Annotated in this window: 18 protein-coding genes; 1 reads left to right on the top strand and 17 read right to left on the bottom strand. The window is 62.2% G+C overall.

Annotated features, from left to right (window positions below; translation table 11 throughout):
* Position 1: 1 nt before the first annotated feature.
* The 13 genes from trbB to DCM79_RS08695 all read right to left on the bottom strand — a co-directional run bounded on the left by trbB (position 2) and on the right by DCM79_RS08695 (position 11,838).
* On the bottom strand, positions 2 to 916 hold the full coding sequence (gene trbB, locus DCM79_RS08755; protein ID WP_006018728.1) for a P-type conjugative transfer ATPase TrbB: 915 nt from the start codon (positions 914 to 916) through the stop codon (positions 2 to 4).
* 228 nt (positions 917 to 1,144) lie between these two features.
* Positions 1,145 to 2,473 (bottom strand): MFS transporter, encoded by a 1,329-nt coding sequence (locus DCM79_RS08750; RefSeq protein WP_006018727.1) that lies wholly within the window; start codon positions 2,471 to 2,473, stop codon positions 1,145 to 1,147.
* Between the two features lie 133 nt (positions 2,474 to 2,606).
* Positions 2,607 to 3,032 carry a CopG family transcriptional regulator gene (locus DCM79_RS08745; protein ID WP_006018726.1) on the bottom strand — a complete coding sequence of 142 codons (426 nt, stop codon included), beginning with the start codon at positions 3,030 to 3,032 and terminating at the stop codon, positions 2,607 to 2,609.
* Between the two features lie 6 nt (positions 3,033 to 3,038).
* On the bottom strand, positions 3,039 to 5,027 hold the full coding sequence (locus tag DCM79_RS08740; protein WP_006018725.1) for a conjugal transfer protein TraG: 1,989 nt from the start codon (positions 5,025 to 5,027) through the stop codon (positions 3,039 to 3,041).
* A gap of 36 nt (positions 5,028 to 5,063) precedes the next feature.
* On the bottom strand, positions 5,064 to 6,827 hold the full coding sequence (locus tag DCM79_RS08735; RefSeq protein WP_006018724.1) for a DUF3363 domain-containing protein: 1,764 nt from the start codon (positions 6,825 to 6,827) through the stop codon (positions 5,064 to 5,066).
* Between the two features lie 385 nt (positions 6,828 to 7,212).
* Positions 7,213 to 8,043 carry a lytic transglycosylase domain-containing protein gene (locus DCM79_RS08730; protein WP_006018722.1) on the bottom strand — a complete coding sequence of 277 codons (831 nt, stop codon included), beginning with the start codon at positions 8,041 to 8,043 and terminating at the stop codon, positions 7,213 to 7,215.
* A 2-nt stretch (positions 8,044 to 8,045) separates the two neighbouring features.
* The gene (locus DCM79_RS08725; protein ID WP_006018721.1) at positions 8,046 to 8,558 is read right to left on the bottom strand and encodes a S26 family signal peptidase; all 513 of its coding nucleotides are present in this window, start codon (positions 8,556 to 8,558) and stop codon (positions 8,046 to 8,048) included.
* Entirely contained in the window at positions 8,555 to 9,019 is a 465-nt protein-coding gene (locus DCM79_RS08720) for a DUF2840 domain-containing protein (protein WP_006018720.1), read from the bottom strand. The genes DCM79_RS08725 and DCM79_RS08720 overlap by 4 nt, the downstream gene beginning before the upstream one ends.
* Positions 9,020 to 9,308: 289 nt before the next feature.
* The gene (locus DCM79_RS08715; protein ID WP_006018719.1) at positions 9,309 to 10,190 is read right to left on the bottom strand and encodes a replication initiator protein A; all 882 of its coding nucleotides are present in this window, start codon (positions 10,188 to 10,190) and stop codon (positions 9,309 to 9,311) included.
* Between the two features lie 22 nt (positions 10,191 to 10,212).
* On the bottom strand, positions 10,213 to 10,494 hold the full coding sequence (locus DCM79_RS08710; RefSeq protein WP_006018718.1) for an AlpA family transcriptional regulator: 282 nt from the start codon (positions 10,492 to 10,494) through the stop codon (positions 10,213 to 10,215).
* A 134-nt stretch (positions 10,495 to 10,628) separates the two neighbouring features.
* A complete protein-coding gene (locus tag DCM79_RS08705; protein WP_024337242.1) occupies positions 10,629 to 11,069 on the bottom strand; it encodes a DUF2285 domain-containing protein in 441 nt (146 codons plus the stop codon).
* Positions 11,070 to 11,205: 136 nt separating this feature from the next.
* Entirely contained in the window at positions 11,206 to 11,400 is a 195-nt protein-coding gene (locus DCM79_RS08700) for a transcriptional regulator domain-containing protein (RefSeq protein ID WP_006018716.1), read from the bottom strand.
* Positions 11,401 to 11,565: 165 nt separating this feature from the next.
* A complete protein-coding gene (locus tag DCM79_RS08695) occupies positions 11,566 to 11,838 on the bottom strand; it encodes a hypothetical protein (RefSeq protein ID WP_006018715.1) in 273 nt (90 codons plus the stop codon).
* Between the two features lie 146 nt (positions 11,839 to 11,984).
* Between DCM79_RS08695 and DCM79_RS08690 the strand changes: the two genes are divergently transcribed.
* Complete coding sequence (locus DCM79_RS08690; protein WP_024337241.1) at positions 11,985 to 12,233, top strand: helix-turn-helix domain-containing protein; 249 nt, start codon at positions 11,985 to 11,987, stop codon at positions 12,231 to 12,233.
* A gap of 101 nt (positions 12,234 to 12,334) precedes the next feature.
* Here DCM79_RS08690 and DCM79_RS08685 read toward each other — a convergent pair whose 3' ends face one another.
* From DCM79_RS08685 to DCM79_RS08670, 4 genes are all read right to left on the bottom strand, one after another.
* The gene (locus tag DCM79_RS08685; RefSeq protein ID WP_006018714.1) at positions 12,335 to 12,655 is read right to left on the bottom strand and encodes a DUF736 domain-containing protein; all 321 of its coding nucleotides are present in this window, start codon (positions 12,653 to 12,655) and stop codon (positions 12,335 to 12,337) included.
* Positions 12,656 to 12,843: 188 nt separating this feature from the next.
* Positions 12,844 to 13,140 carry a hypothetical protein gene (locus DCM79_RS08680; RefSeq protein WP_080654815.1) on the bottom strand — a complete coding sequence of 99 codons (297 nt, stop codon included), beginning with the start codon at positions 13,138 to 13,140 and terminating at the stop codon, positions 12,844 to 12,846.
* A gap of 92 nt (positions 13,141 to 13,232) precedes the next feature.
* On the bottom strand, positions 13,233 to 13,682 hold the full coding sequence (locus DCM79_RS08675; RefSeq protein ID WP_006018713.1) for a hypothetical protein: 450 nt from the start codon (positions 13,680 to 13,682) through the stop codon (positions 13,233 to 13,235).
* Positions 13,683 to 13,822: 140 nt separating this feature from the next.
* Positions 13,823 to 14,746: a DUF2493 domain-containing protein gene (locus tag DCM79_RS08670; protein WP_006018712.1), complete on the bottom strand. Its 924-nt coding sequence runs from the start codon at positions 14,744 to 14,746 to the stop codon at positions 13,823 to 13,825.
* Positions 14,747 to 14,922 lie beyond the last annotated feature (176 nt).

The raw sequence follows: 14,922 nt of genomic DNA, 5'->3' as shown, positions 1-14,922 counted from the left end.
GTCAGTCTCCTGCTGTTGAAAGGCTGTAGTCGCCGGCAGCTCCAAGCCCCCGGACGAGCGCGAGCTCAACGAGGCGACGATCAGCGCCACGCCCCGCCAGCACGGCGATAACGTTGATGGTCTCGGCGATCAGGGCACGCGGAACCGTGATGACGGCTTCCTGAATGAGTTGCTCAAGCCGCCGCAGGGCACCGAGCGCGGTACCAGCATGAATGGTCCCGATGCCACCGGGATGCCCGGTACCCCAGGCCTTGAGCAGATCGAGGGCTTCGGCACCGCGGACCTCGCCGACCGGAATACGGTCAGGACGCAGTCGCAGCGAGGAGCGAACGAGGTCCGATAGCGTCGCCACGCCATCGTTGGTACGCAAAGCGACAAGGTTGGGCGCTGTGCACTGCAGTTCGCGCGTATCTTCGATCAGCACGACCCGATCGGCAGTCTTTGCCACTTCGGCCAGGAGCGCATTTGTCAGAGTCGTCTTGCCGGTCGACGTTCCCCCGGCGACGAGGATGTTCTTCCGTGCGGCGACCGCGCTCTTCAGGATCTCGGCCTGCTCCGAGGTCATGATTTCCTTGGCGACGTAATCGTCGAGGGTAAACACCGCGACCGCTGGCTTGCGGATAGCAAAGGCCGGGGCGGCAACGACCGGAGGCAAAAGGCCTTCGAAGCGCTCACCAGTTCCAGGCAGTTCTGCCGAAACCCGTGGCGCCCCGGCATGCACCTCCGCACCTACGTGGTGCGCTACCAGGCGAACAATGCGCTCGCCATCCGCTGCGGAGAGAGTTTTGCCTGTGTCGATCAAGCCACTCGACAGCCTGTCGATCCACAACCGCCCATCCGGATTGAGCATCACCTCGATGATCGCTTCATCTTCGAGGTAGCCGGCAATCGCTGTGCCAAGCGCACTACGAAGCATGCGCGCGCCGCGCGAATTCGCTTCCGATTGAATGGAATGGCTTGGCACCGTCGTCCCCACCCAGTGAGAGCGTCCGCAAAGGGCCCTCAGATGGGATGATTAGAAAAAGCACCTATGGAGTTGGCGCAACAAGCGCTTTCGGTGATCGTAGACTGGCGTAGAAAAAGGAAGACTGAGAACTGATATTGGACTCCTGCTCAATCGTACCAGTCCGCTAAGAGCTATCGCTCACCACTCCGCGCCGTCGTCCGCGGGTATCAGGATGGGCGAATTCTCGTACAAGCCGACCGACTTGACACCATTGGAAACAGAGGCTGGCGTGGAGCGGGAAGTTAAACTCATCCATGAAGCGCAGACTCTACGCCAAGGCAGCGCGAACCAGACCAAGGCTGCGATCTGCAGCGCTACGTTGAGGCCGAACGCGACCTGATAGGCCTGGACGGACCTATGGCCATCGATCGTGTGCCATTGCTCCAGGATCAGGCCTGTCGCGTATTGTGCCAGAAATGCCCAACCAAAGTGCAGGACGTTCAAGACGCCGTTGGCACGACCAGCAAGCTCCGGCGGAAAGTAATCCGCTATTACCGCGAAGCTGACCACGGTTGCCGTTCCGGCAATTGCGACAACCGACCAGGGCAGGATGGACGGCAGGGGCGCTCGCAAGATCAAGGCTGAATCGGCTGCGATGAACAGCACTGCAACCACCACTAATATAGCCTCCGCTCCGATTCCTTTGCGTTTGATGTAATGGACGGCCATACCGAACAACCAGGCACCGCCGCTTAGTACGACGGACATTGTAAACAGCTGTCTGACGAGACTTGTGCGATCAAGCCTCTCCACGTCGATCAGCCACGGTGATGCCCACAGCCCCTGCAGAGACCAGGCTGATCCGACGCAAGTCGCCGACAACGGGGCCATTCGCCAGAAGCGCCGATCGCTGAAAACGGAGCTAAGAGTGGCGCAGGCTGCTGATGGGACAATGCCCCGCTCGGGAACCACGACATAGATGAAAATGGCCGTCGCGCCGGTCGCCGCCGCTAGGATCTCAAAGAGCTGCCGCCAGCTCATCCAAGCGAGTAGGTATTCTACGGGAACCGTAGCGGTCACCGCTCCTAGCGATCCCAGCATGATCATGTAGCCGTTAAGCAAGGCAACTCGTTCTCTGGGGAACCAAAGGACGATCGACTTCAGTCCTGCGGTCAACGCCGCCGCCACGCCAAGCCCGATCATTGCACGCGCGATCAAAAGCGACAGGAAACCGGTCGATATCGCGAAGAGTCCGGCGCCCGCTGCGGCTAGCAAGAGCAGAACACTCTGGACGCGACGCGGACCAAAGCGATCCAACAATATACCGACAGGGATCTGAGCCGCCGCGAATATCAGGAAATAGACTGACGTAAGCAACCCGAGGTCGGCAGTCCCGAGCGCGGTATCCGAGCTGAGATGACTGGCGATCAAAGCGTTGATCGTTCGATACAGATACGAAAGATAGTATCCAGCAGCAAACGGGAGAAAAACGCGCGAGATGAGACGCCATGTCCCGGAAATTTGCATGCTGGCCCTCTTGCTGTCAGCTCGTGCGAGCCGATAGCGCGACCAGCTTTTCGTCAGTTCGGGTAAATCCCTGCGGTCGTAGGGTGGCGTAGAATAAGAAGGATCCGCGAAATGGTCTGTCTACGTGGCTCTCTCAAGTTTCTTCGGCCGGTTCCTGACGACCGATGTCTTCTGGAATCTCCCGGAGAAAGCTTTGCCCCTTTTGCAAACGGCGCCCGAGTGCTTCGACAAATCCTTCAAAACGATCCCTGCCCTTTGCCTGCGCGGCAGCCTGTGCGTCGTTGGGTAGCGGCGGCGTGATCGTCAGCCAAAAGCGGATGAAGAGCGCCAAGCTTTCGGCCGTCAAGCCCACGTCGCGTTCCAGCCGCTGCATCTGGCGCGACAGCCGATCGAGGCGCCGGGTAAACGCCGCTTCTCGCCTGTCCGCTCCATCCGGGGACAGAAACGAAACAACTGCCGCTTCCACGATCGCCGACCGAGAAAGTCTTTTGCGATCGGCGAGCTCTGAGATCTGTTTCAGCAGTTCTGGCGGGAAGTAGACGTTCATCCGGTCGCGCATAATGCCTCAGAGCTCCATACCGTCATTCGGGTCCATGGCGACCTGACGCGCAACGCCGCGCATCTGCTGGCGTATGAGCCGGGACTGGCGGACCCCATCCTCGTCATCGTCAAGAACGGCGGCAAATTCTTCTGCCGGCGTCGGTTCGGTCGTCTCCTTGGCGATCGCGACGTGATCGGGGAGTTCGGGCTCGCGACGGAGTCCGCTGTTCGCCGTGTCTTCCTCGACCTCCGCGGCTTTGTCAGTTGGACCCGCCGTCGGCTTCAATGGTCCTAGCGCTGACCAACCGTCCGTTCTCGATGATCGGCCGGCGCTCGCCGGATTTGGCGGCGGCAGAACCCGCTCGGTGAACCGCCTATCCTCGTAGTAGCGAACTTTCTTCGCCCGGATCGGCGGCGTACCCGCCACCATGACGATCTCGTCCATCGGTGGAAGCTGCATGACCTCGCCCGGGGTCAAGAGAGGTCTGGCCGTCTCCTGCCGCGAGACCATCAAGTGCCCCAACCACGGGTTCAATCTATGGCCGGCATAGTTTTTCATGGCCCGCATCTCGGTCGCGGTCCCGAGCGCGTCCGATACCCGCTTGGCGGTCCGCTCGTCGTTGGTCGCGAAGCTGACGCGGACGTGACAGTTGTCGAGGATGGCGTTGTTAGGCCCGTAGGCCTTCTCGATCTGGTTGAGCGACTGCGCGATCAAGAAGCTCTTGATGCCGTACCCCGCCATGAAGGCGAGCGCAGACTCGAAGAAATCCAGCCGCCCCAGCGCCGGGAACTCGTCGAGCATCATTAGCACTCGATGCCGACGGTCGCGGGCGTGTAGATCCTCGGTCAGGCGCCGGCCGATCTGGTTCAGCACCAGACGGATCAGCGGCTTGGTCCGAGAAATATCCGACGGCGGCACCACGAGGTAAAGCGTCGTCGGGCGACCATCTGCGATCAGATCGGCAATCCGCCAGTCGCAGCGACAGGTCACCTGGGCCACGACGGGATCGCGGTAGAGCCCGAGGAACGACATCGCGGTGGATAGGACGCCGGAGCGTTCGTTTTCGGATTTGTTGAGGAGTTCGCGCGCGGTCGAGGCGACGACGGGATGGGCGCCCTGCTCGCCAAGGTGCGGTGTAGTCATCATCGCCCTCAGCGTGGTCTCGATCGGCTGCTTCGGATCGGACAGGAAGGCGGCGACGCCGGCCAAGGTCTTGTCCGCCTCGGCATAGAGAACGTGGAGTATGGCGCCGACCAGGAGCGAATGACTGGTCTTCTCCCAGTGGTTCCGCTTGTCGAGGGAGCCTTCGGGGTCGACCAGGACGTCGGCCACGTTCTGGACGTCGCGAACCTCCCATTCCCCGCGCCGGACCTCGAGCAGCGGATTGTAGGCTGAGGACTTTGGGTTGGTGGGATCGAACAACAGGACGCGGCCGTGTCGCGAGCGGAAGCCCGCGGTCAGTTGCCAATTCTCGCCCTTGATGTCGTGAACGATGGCCGAGCCGGGCCAAGCCAGGAGCGAGGGGACGACAAGACCGACACCCTTGCCGGATCGGGTGGGTGCAAAACACAACACGTGCTCCGGCCCGTCGTGGCGAAGGTAGTCGCGGTCGAGCTTGCCGAGCACCACACCATCCGGACCGAGAAGTCCCGCCGCTCGAACCTCGTCCGCACCAGCCCAGCGCGCCGACCCATAGGTCGCGACATTCTTGGCTTCGCGCGCCCGCCAAACCGACATGCCGATCGCCACCGCGATCGAAACGAAGGTCCCCGACGCCGCAATGAAGGCTCCTTCGACAAAGACCCGTGGCGCATAGGCGTCGTAGACGAACCACCACCAGAAGAAGACGGGCGGGTAATAGACCTTGAAGCCCAACAGTTCGAACCAGGGCCGCCCAAGCTCCGGTTGCCAGGCGAGCCGCCAGGCCGTCCACTCGGTTGCTCCCCAGATGGCCAGCAAAACGATCAGGCCGACCACGATCACCTGCCCCCAAAGGATTTTGGTTCCGGACATCCCGAACGCCCTTCCGCAGCTGGATTGGTGCGATTGTTAGAGACCGAGGTCGCGCTTGCGACCAAAGCCCCATTCGATTCCACCGCCGTCCTTCACGACGCCGGTGACGTGTTGGCCGAGCCTCCTTTCGAGTTCGCGCGACCAGGGCACGAGTTGGAAGCCGAGCCCATTGTCGATCATGGCGAAGCGTCCCGAGGCGAGCGTCAGACGCTGGCGATATGTCCCCGCCACATGCTCCCCGGATTCGGACTTCACGTAAGGGAGGCTGGTGTCGGCCGAGACTTTTGCGGCCACCTGGTCCAGTTCAAGCTGGCGCAACGTGTTCAGGAGGTTGCGCTGCAAGATGATGCGTTGGCCCTGCCGCCGCGCTAGGCCCTCCCGGATCAGATGCTCGGTACGGGCTTCCATGGCTTGGCGCGTCTCTCGGCCGAATCCGCCCATGGCAAGCGGCATGGAGTCGCGTTCGACCAGCCTGTGGTCAAGCCAGGTCGCGCCTTTTGCGGTGACCTGCTCGGCAAGATCGAGATCGGAGCGGATGGCGAGCACCACGGTCGGCCGTGGATCGCCGGCTTGACCGAAGCGTCGGACTTCGACGATTCCCCCAACGGGCGGAGCATGTTCGAAGGCCTCGATACCTCGAAAGCGCACGTGGTGCGCGCGTCCGTCGGTCCCGTCGATCAGGGCGTAGGCCTCGCCAGTCAGTTCGTCATGCAATCCACGCTCGACCAGTCGTCCCATAAGCTGAGACGTCGGCTGTCCACCCTCGATGACGAAGTCGGCGACGCCGCGCGCTTCCCCGCGCTCGGTAAAGGCGCGGTGCATGGTCTTGATGATGTCGCCGCGCATGCCGAGGTCGCGCAAGCTGCGCTCGGCCTCGAGTCCGACCATCCACTCCCCTGGTGCGGCGGATGCGGCAAGGCCCATCTTCTCGAGGTGCTGAAGACGGCCAACCATCAGGCGGCGGATCTCAGGATCCGCGCTGCCGGGATTCTTGGGTCGAAGATCGATATACCCGGTCTCTTCCGCCGCCAGTCGGACCTCCCGGTCGAGCCGCGTCCATCGTTCCGCCGAGACTTCCCTCTCCAGCGAATTGCGGATCTCGTGCTCCGGTTTTGGACCCAGTTCGATCGCGACCAATTCCTCGGCGCGTGAACGCAGGCCCCGGCTGATGTAGTCGCGGGAGATCACGAGATCAGCGCCCTCTTCGTCGACCCCCCGAACGAGAAGATGGACGTGAGGATTGTCGGTATTCCAATGATCGACAGCCACCCAATCCAGTCGCGTGCCAAAGTCGGCTTCCATCTGCTTGGCGAGGTCGCGGGTGAAGGCCTTCAGGTCGGTCATATCGCCGGCGTCCTCCGGCGAGACAATGAACCTGAAATGGTGACGGTCGTCCTTGCAGCGTTCGGCAAACGCCGCGCTATCGGCGCCGTCGCCGCGGGCATCAAACATCTCGGCCCGCTCACCACTCCGGGTCACGCCATCGCGCTTCAGATACGAGAGATGGGCCGTCAGCGGCGCTGAGCGGAAGGCTCGTCCTTTGTGGCGAACCACGCGCGCCTTCACCACAACGCGCCGCGTCGGGCTGAACAATCTCGCCCGGCTAAAGGCGAGGCGCCCGCGGCCAAACGTCGAACGCCCATGGGCCGCGGAACGCCTGCCGGCCGGGGTCTGACCCGAGGTGTGTCCGGTTTTCTTCGCCGCGCGTAGCACCTGATTGATGAAGCTTTTCGGCTTCGGCGCGCGGGTACTGCGGATGCGCCCGGGCCGGATACGCAGATCGCTGTCGCCCGTGGTCATGACTGCGCCTCGAAGGACGCCAAAACGCGTAGAGTGCCGAAAATGTAGTTGATCTCATTCTTAAAAATCCAAGGCGCGGCACGCGCCCCGACCGACCGGCACGCCGGAACCCAAGCCATGTCAATGGCTTGCGGTTCGAGCGGCGAGCCCCTTTTATCTCGCCGTCCTGCCGTCGTGGTCTCCGGGTCGCCGGTTCCCGAAAGAGCCACCGCGACCTGGCCGCCAACTCGCGAAGCCCCCACTGCTTCCGAGCGCTTGCGATAGCGATCGTTACCCGAAGGGCCGAGACACCCGAAGGGTGGCTCGGTGAGGAGCGAAGCGACGAGTAGAGCGCGGGCCGAAGGCATCGCCCATACACCATCAGCTTGCGAACCCGCACACCTGGTCATCGCGATACTCCCGAATCCGATCGAGGGACGAACATGCCAATTGGCCGGGGGACCATGGGCGAAACATCGGGCGCCGAGAACGCGGTCGTGACACCGCTAGACGGCATGAGCGCCAACAACCGATCACGCGTCTTCATGAGATCGGATCGCGTGACGAATAGCGTCGCAGCTGCTGATGACTGTCCGCCGGACGTCCACCTCGGCGGCAGTTCGACGGCAAGCAGATTTGCAAGCTTTGCGACGTATGCTCGCGTCTCGTCTGGCAGAGAGCCGCCCGCAAGATGCTCTTCATAGCGAGATGGTCCCGCATTGTACGCCGCAAACACGCCAGGCGAGCCATACCGATCGAGCAGTTCGCGCAAGTACGCCGTACCGGCCAGAATGTTGTCGTGCGGGTCGTAGGGGTCGTTCCCGAGATTGTAGCGCACACGAAGTTCCGCCCAAGTCGCTGGCATGATTTGCATCAGGCCCATTGCGCCTTTTGGCGATCTGGCGTGCACGTCACCAGCACTCTCGATGCGTTGGACTGATCGGATCCAGTTCGGCGCAATCGCAAAGCGTTGTGCGGCTTCATTGATGAAGCCGGCAAATGAGTGAGCGGTCTGACTGATCGCCGGCTGGGCGGTTGATCCGCTCTGGGCCAAAGCAGCACCGTCGAACGCGGTCAGAAGAAGCATCACGGGCACGACTGCACAAACGCGCGTGCCCAACCGACCCAAGCACGCGGTCGGGCTCGCGCCAGCCTTGCAGACATCGATCGAGACGGAGGAATGATCCCGCAATCGATCGAACAAGGGCATGGCGAGGAGAACACGTCGAATACGCACGATCACCCCTCCCACGTCCACACCGGCATCGCACGGCCGATCACGCTGGATGCCGGAAGAAATCCAAAATACCGGCCATCAAGAGAGTCGTCCGACTGCCAGTTCATCAGAAACAGATCGCCGTCGCCGACGACGCGGCAGCCCTGCCATTTCGGCAGCGGCCGGCCGCGTCCGTCGCGGTCCTTCGCCTCGCCCACCGCGACCTCGTCGACCGAAATCGTGAGGCCGGTTCTGCAAACACTCTGCCCCGGAAGGGCGAGCACGCGCTTCAGCATGGGCACGCCAATGGGCAAATAGCCGTTCAAATCGAGGAAGGTCGCGAGCGGCTCCGGCGGCTGCACGGCGACCAATTCAGTAACTTGGAATTGGTCCGCCGGTCGGAGGCGGTAGAGACCGATCGGCACGCTCGCGGATGCGTTCCAGATGTATAGCGGAATCGGCTCCAGGACGATCGTCGCGATGAGCGCAGCAGCGACCCCAATCGTCACGGCCAGCATCGGTAGGCGGCCCGTCATCGCATCACCCTTTGGCGATGGAGCCAGGCCTGATGGCGCGCTTTCGTATACGGGCGCGGGTTTTCATTAACGGACAGACGGTTGTGAACGTGATGCCAATGGTCGGGAGCGACATCAGCCGGATCGACGCCGAGCGCCTCAACGGCATCGATCATCTGCAGCACGCGCTCGACCTTCGGCCAGCCGGACAGGCGCAGCAGAATCTCACCGCCGGGCGTCACATAAGGAACGGTCGAGCAGCGCTGTCCCAGTGCGACCGCGCGCAAGATGTCGATGCGCGAAATGATCGTGCCAAAGTCGTTGGAGGTCCACCGGACGAAGGCAAAGATGCTGCCTGGCGCGAATGACAGGACACGCCGATGGCGATCAAGCTTCCGTTCCCCGACAATGCGACCGAACCGAATGCGGTTTTCGATGCGCTTCTCGAGCCACAACACTTCCACTTCCGTGAGATCGCTCATGCGGCGGCTCCCGGACGCTGGGGCTGGCAGCCGTGAGCTTGGGGCTCGGTCGAGAGTGTGTATCGCCTGCAAAGGCAGGCTGGCCTGTCGGACTGCCGTTGCCGAGCGCCATCGACGCCGCTTTCGGCCTGCTCCGTTAGAAGAAATCCGAAGGATTTCCGGTTAGTAAAGTTAGAGCGGCTGGAAAGCGCGGAGAAACAAGCTCTTAAGCTCGATTCCGGTCCCCGATAGCACGAGGATCGGGTCCCCGATAGCACGAGGGTTGCGGTCCCCGATAGCACGAGCTGATTCACAGGTTGTCCTCCGAATTTGGAATGAGACCGCGCCGGCGCAAGCGGGCCGTTAAGGGATCAACAGGCGTGGGTGCAAAGTTCAGTCGCTCGGTGCCATCAGGGTCGCGCGTGAGCACGAGCTGATAACCGGGCAATGTCTGGCGCTGGACGATCTGGCGCACGTCGTAAGCAAAGTGCTTGAGGGGCGAGAGGATGCCGGACTTGGCATGGAGGTGCACCAGATCAAAACTCCAGCCGCCGTCCTGGCGTCCGCCGTGCTTGCGCACAAGACGATAAAGCCACCTCTCAAGTCCGCCCGTCAGCTCGAAATAGGCGCGATCAATCGTCAGCACGAGCGCGTCATCGATGACGCCAGCGTAGAACCAATCCGGCAGGATCAGCTCGATCCCAAATGGGCGGCCATTTGCATCGGCCGTCTCTTTCCACTCGTTGATCCAGGAGAAGCGATGCCGTCGCCGCTCTGCCGGCTGACGGATCGACGTCAGCACGGTCGTTGACTGAAGTCTGTCGAGACCCGCCTTCAGCCGATCATAGTCGCGTGCGCCGGTGCCGCGGCCGACGAACGTCAGAATTTCATACGGCGTTGCAGCCATCAGGCGCGACGTCTTCAGGCCGGCATCACGGGCTTCGACAATCTGGGACGCGGCCCAGATCAGAACGTCTGCATCCCAGATCGTCGCCATGCCGTGTTCCGGCACGGCTTCGACACGAATTGCGATCGCACCGGCACGGAAGTCGATCGGCACGATCCGCTTAGTCTTTGCGAGGGAGAAGAACGGATACGCCATCAGATCCTGCGCGTCGCGCGGCGCAAGATCGCCGGGCAACGCCCGAAAGAGCTCAAGCTGGTCGCGCTCCGAATGGTGTTTGCGCCGCATGGTCACTACTCTCACGCGGCAATCAGCGACGTTCCTGGCCCGCATACGGGCGCAGCGCGGGCTGCTTCTTGGCCGGCAGTACCGTCCCCTTCCCGGGATCGGACGTCGACGTCTTGGCGCCGCGGTCAGCCCACGCTTTCAGGTCATCGACGGCGTAGACAACACGTCCGCCGATCTTCCGATACGTCGGTCCAGTACCGTACGTGCGGTGCTTCTCGAGCGTGCGACCGGACAGGCCAAGATAGCGCGCGGCCTCAGGTGTACGCAGGAATCGCGGTGGTAGACCGGCCATCGGATCGGGCATTTGAGGACTCCAGGAGGACATCGCACTACGCCTGGCTAGGCCGGCGTGTGTGCGGTCATCATGGAGAAGCAAGATCTCGGAGGGGGATGCCGAATATGGAGGGGGCCGCTTTCGATACCCCCCAACCGGAAGGGCTATTCGTCCCTGCGCCCGGACCGCAGAAGTTTGCGGTAACCACCGCGCATCAACGCAAGGCCGCCTTGCACCAAGCGGATTGTTCGATTGCGCAGATCATGGGTCTTCCAGGCACGGTCGGGGATTCGCTTTTTGCCGAAGAGCGCTTCGGCGATAACGCGATAGCTTCCGCCGGCGCTGCGAGCATCAAGCGCACGGATCGCGGCGCTCAAGCGTTCGCGCCGCTGTTTAGATAGTTGGTGAAAGGCAGGACCTGGTGCGCGTCCATTCATCGCGCGCCACAGCCGGCGGGCTGCATACGCACGCGCGCCGAAATCGCCGTCAAATGGCAGTTCGGCTGCATATGACGCGCCAAGCACCGGTGGATCCTTGGACCAGACACGGTGATCCACTGCACCGATGCGCAGCACGGCGTGCCAGCCGTCGGCGGCGCGGCGCATCTGGCCTGCTGCAAGGTCAAGCAGCGGTTGAGGCGCTGAACTGCGATCGGCGGCCGAGGCAACCTTGACCGGAACGACCGCCGCTAGAACCTCAGGCGCCCAAAAGATCGTCTGCTCATCGAACGACCGCCGCGGGTCATGGGCGAAAGCAGAGGCCCCACCTCCTCCTGAATTCGTCAGTCACTTCGCCGTTCGGGCTGTTGGCAATCATCACCTCGTACTCACGCCGGTAACCGGCGTTGCGGCGGAGACATTCCCAGGCGATGTCGGTGATTTCGGCGTCTTGTAGGCTCTTGTAGGATTCCGGCGACCGCCAGTCGAATTCAGGCATTGCTTCCGCCCCATTGCACGCTGCTAACAACGATTGCGCCGCAATAGGTATGAACGAGGCGGTTGTAGGAAGCCCCTAGTTTGGCACCACGTGGTGCACCGGAATGACCACCGATCAGCAAAAGAAAATAGTTCTGCCTGCAAGTCGCCGGCCGGCGGTTTTCTTCTATTTTGAGCCGGTGCCGCGCAAGAGGCGTCCCTGCTCGGTCACCCATTTGGCGCGCGCGAGATGACTCTGATATGCGCTTCGCGCACGGTCCGGCTCCCGCACCGGATCGATATGCAGCACCACTCGAGCGACTTCCATCCAGTCAGCCCCTTGGCTTTCGGCCTGCAGAAGGCGCATGTAGGTCACGACATGCTGCTCATCGTAGGCAGTGAGAATTTGATCTGCAGGCGCAGCGTCGGCGACGCCTGGGTCGAGCGGCGGCTTCCTCATAAGACTCCACGCCTTAGTTTAGACAATTTCTAACACGCGGGCAGGAAGGAGCAGAAGCGCCAAAATTGTCGCGGAAGCCGTCCGGATCGCGTTTTGTCGAAAATACTCCGTGGTGAAATACTCTTCAAGGACATGCCCTCTCGCGTATGGATATACGCGAGATACTTGCAATCAATTTGCGGAAGCTCCGGCAGGCCCGTGGTTTGTCACAGGAGGAATTGGCTCATCGTGCTGAAATTGACCGCACTTATATCAGCGCACTCGAGCGAAGCGTTTATGCGGCGGGTATCGACGTTGTCGATCGGCTCGCTCGCAGCCTGGGTGTCGAGGCCGCCGACCTGCTCACTCGCCCGCCCACAAGCACCAAGAAAAGGACTCGGGGGCAGGCCGAGTGATTGAGCCGACCCGCTCGATCCGGCGGCCGGTTCGCGCTCACTGACGCCTGGAAGGATGGGAAGCCCCGCCCGGCAGACCGGACGGGGCTTGATGAAGTGGCCTACTCGCCGGTCTTGCGCGGCCGCGACCAGAGCAGGGTGTAGCCTTCACCGCCTTCGTCGTCGAACAGGTTCGCGTAGATCGGCGCGTTGAAGGAAGGATCGTCGAGCTTGAGCGAGAGGTAGTCGCGGCCTTCCTCGGAACGCTTCGACCAGGCTGCGCCGATCTCCGCCCGGCCCACATAGATGCGGTGGCTGGGGGCGTTGTCATTGGAGCGGTTGGTCTCGGCGACGATGCGGACGCCCTTGGCCTTCAGGCTCAGGGTGACGATCTCGCCCTGGAATTCGTTACCGACCTTCTTGAAAGAACCGATGTTAGCCATGTCACTTCTCCTGTTGTGTTTCGAGCCCGCGACCACCGCGGCCTCGATGGCGATCTAGGGCCGAGGACGATCGGCGACGCACCCGCTCGGGCCGGAGCGCAGCGGAGGACGTCGTTGTGGCGACTTTCTTGCCTCGCGAGGAATGGGCGAAGCCCAGGGGAAGAAAGTCGCATCAACGGCGTTGCGGCTCAGACGATCGAGGCGAAGCCGGTCTTCGGCCAGATCAAGCCATCAACGAGGCCACGTGCGTCCGCGTGCTGAACCACGATATCTGGAGAAGCGTGGCTATCTCGGTTTTGATGAACAAGAGGCGTGAACGATTCAGCGGGGAAAGAGAAACAATCTCCTGCAAAAGGCGGTATCGTCTCCCAAGAACGGATCGAGATAAGATCGTTCTGCCGCGGCTGCGTGGGCCAGACCGAATGTCGGCAGCTTGATCGATGAATTCCGAGCAGGACGAGATCTCCGCGCTCAAGTTCGATCATCCCGTTCACCGCGCCGATCTACGCGAAACGAAGCTATTCGACATGGCAGCGGTAAGCGATCGCCCCTGGGGCCATGCGGCCGTAAGAATTGGCTAGGACGGTTTCTCCACCACCACATCGGGCTCGAACGGGCGGGTCTTCGCCAAAACCACCAAGCGCGTCATCGCCGTGCCGCCAACGCAAACCGCGCCCAAGGAAGCGAAGACTTCACGCCAAGCCAGCGAGGGCACCCCGATATTGGACACGGCGAACACCACATGATAGCCGGCGACGGCGGCGGGAACAGCGAATGCTGTTGCGATCGCGATGCGCAAGGCCGAGGACCGAGTAACAGCAAAGGCGACCTGGCCGAGGACCAGCGTCAGCGCACCGCCGGCCGTCGCGATAAGCATGGCGCCAATGAGGCCGGCGTCGCTGTGAAACGTCATCATCCCGATAATGAGTGCGACAAAAAACGGCAGGGCATACACGGCAAGCGCAATGATCGCCCAGCAGAACAGACCGATGCCGAGTGTGTTGAGAACAAGCCCAATAGCGAGCATGGTGGTGGCTCCATGTGCATAGATCTACCAGTCGCGCCTTCCACCACCACCACGGCGCAACTCTGGATATGAGACTGAAACGAGGCGGAGTTGCGGCGGGAGCAATTTCGCCTCAAAGACTTCAGTTGAGCAGACGGCGCTCATGCGCCGCCGAACATCCAGACCGGGATGCCGAGCCGTTTCGCCTTGTCGGCGAGGTTGTCCTGGATGCCCGTGCCCGGGAAGTGCATGACGCCGATCGGCAGGAGTTCGAGCATGGCATCGTTGCGCTTGAACGGTGCTGCCTTGGCGTGCCTCGTCCAGTCGGGCTTGAAGGCGATCTGGGCCACTTTGCGGTTGCTCGCCCATTTCGAGGCGATCAGTTCGGCCCCCCTCGGGGAGCCGCCATGCAGCAGGACCATGTCGGGATGCTTGGCATGAACCTTGTCGAGACGATCCCAGATGAGGTGGTGGTCGTTGAAGTCGAGCCCTCCGGTGAGCGCGATCTTTGGCCCTGAGGGCAGCAGGATCTCGGTCTCGGCGCGGCGCTTGGCTGCGATGAAGTCGCGGGAGTCGATCATCGCCGCGGTCAGGGTGCGGTGGTTCACCAGCGATCCCGATCGGGGGCGCCATAATGTGCCGGTGTGAGTCTCGAAGCGTTCGATGGCTTGGTCACGGAAGAGCTCCAGGCAGTTGCGTCGCTCGATCAACGTGGTGCCTTCCGCCGTGATGCGTTCGAGTTCGACGGATCGAACTTCGGAACCGTCCTGCTCGCGCTGACTCTTCCGTTGCGCCTGTTCGTTGTCGTCGAGTTGGCGACCGATGCGGTCGACGGCTCGGTGGAACAGGTTGACGGTCGACCAGAGCAGATCGTCGAGGTCCGGCTCGAGCCGCGTGTCGCTCAACGTCGCGACCAGGGCATCGAAGATATCGACGACGGCACCGGTAATGATCCTGCCGTCGGGAAGCGGCCGTGGATCGGGCTGGTCGTCGAAGGGGCGGTAACCGAAGAGCTGCAATTCGGCAAGAACGTGTTCGGTCGGAGATGCGTCGTGCGGTGGTTCGATGTCATCGTGGTCGGTCATGGAGGCGATCCTTTGCCGGATCGGCCGCGACCATCGCGGCCTTCGTGGCGATCACTCAGACGGCAGGCGGAACGGGCCAGAACCCGGAGCAGAGCGGAGGGCCGAAGCGCAGCGGAGGATGGCGGAGGCCGGGCTATTTTGCTTCGCGATGCAAAGCGCGCTCGCCAGATGGCTAA

The organism is Bradyrhizobium sp. WBOS07 (assembly GCF_024585165.1).
In the GTDB taxonomy this organism is placed as follows: Bacteria; Pseudomonadota; Alphaproteobacteria; order Rhizobiales; family Xanthobacteraceae; genus Bradyrhizobium; species Bradyrhizobium japonicum_B.
Note: the sequence above shows the minus strand (reverse complement) of the source record. Positions and strands in the feature narration are given on the sequence as shown.

What these genes read in the sequence shown, in the direction of transcription:
- trbB (WP_006018728.1), bottom strand. Translation starts at nt 916, where the DNA reads ATGCTTCGTAGTGCGCTTGGCACAGCGATTGCCGGCTACCTCGAAGAT.
- DCM79_RS08750 (WP_006018727.1), bottom strand. Translation starts at nt 2,473, where the DNA reads ATGCAAATTTCCGGGACATGGCGTCTCATCTCGCGCGTTTTTCTCCCG.
- DCM79_RS08745 (WP_006018726.1), bottom strand. Translation starts at nt 3,032, where the DNA reads ATGCGCGACCGGATGAACGTCTACTTCCCGCCAGAACTGCTGAAACAG.
- DCM79_RS08740 (WP_006018725.1), bottom strand. Translation starts at nt 5,027, where the DNA reads ATGTCCGGAACCAAAATCCTTTGGGGGCAGGTGATCGTGGTCGGCCTG.
- DCM79_RS08735 (WP_006018724.1), bottom strand. Translation starts at nt 6,827, where the DNA reads ATGACCACGGGCGACAGCGATCTGCGTATCCGGCCCGGGCGCATCCGC.
- DCM79_RS08725 (WP_006018721.1), bottom strand. Translation starts at nt 8,558, where the DNA reads ATGACGGGCCGCCTACCGATGCTGGCCGTGACGATTGGGGTCGCTGCT.
- DCM79_RS08720 (WP_006018720.1), bottom strand. Translation starts at nt 9,019, where the DNA reads ATGAGCGATCTCACGGAAGTGGAAGTGTTGTGGCTCGAGAAGCGCATC.
- DCM79_RS08715 (WP_006018719.1), bottom strand. Translation starts at nt 10,190, where the DNA reads ATGCGGCGCAAACACCATTCGGAGCGCGACCAGCTTGAGCTCTTTCGG.
- DCM79_RS08710 (WP_006018718.1), bottom strand. Translation starts at nt 10,494, where the DNA reads ATGCCCGATCCGATGGCCGGTCTACCACCGCGATTCCTGCGTACACCT.
- DCM79_RS08705 (WP_024337242.1), bottom strand. Translation starts at nt 11,069, where the DNA reads ATGCGCCGCGCCGCCGACGGCTGGCACGCCGTGCTGCGCATCGGTGCA.
- DCM79_RS08700 (WP_006018716.1), bottom strand. Translation starts at nt 11,400, where the DNA reads ATGCCTGAATTCGACTGGCGGTCGCCGGAATCCTACAAGAGCCTACAA.
- DCM79_RS08695 (WP_006018715.1), bottom strand. Translation starts at nt 11,838, where the DNA reads ATGAGGAAGCCGCCGCTCGACCCAGGCGTCGCCGACGCTGCGCCTGCA.
- DCM79_RS08690 (WP_024337241.1), top strand. Translation starts at nt 11,985, where the DNA reads ATGGATATACGCGAGATACTTGCAATCAATTTGCGGAAGCTCCGGCAG.
- DCM79_RS08685 (WP_006018714.1), bottom strand. Translation starts at nt 12,655, where the DNA reads ATGGCTAACATCGGTTCTTTCAAGAAGGTCGGTAACGAATTCCAGGGC.
- DCM79_RS08680 (WP_080654815.1), bottom strand. Translation starts at nt 13,140, where the DNA reads ATGATCGAACTTGAGCGCGGAGATCTCGTCCTGCTCGGAATTCATCGA.
- DCM79_RS08675 (WP_006018713.1), bottom strand. Translation starts at nt 13,682, where the DNA reads ATGCTCGCTATTGGGCTTGTTCTCAACACACTCGGCATCGGTCTGTTC.
- DCM79_RS08670 (WP_006018712.1), bottom strand. Translation starts at nt 14,746, where the DNA reads ATGACCGACCACGATGACATCGAACCACCGCACGACGCATCTCCGACC.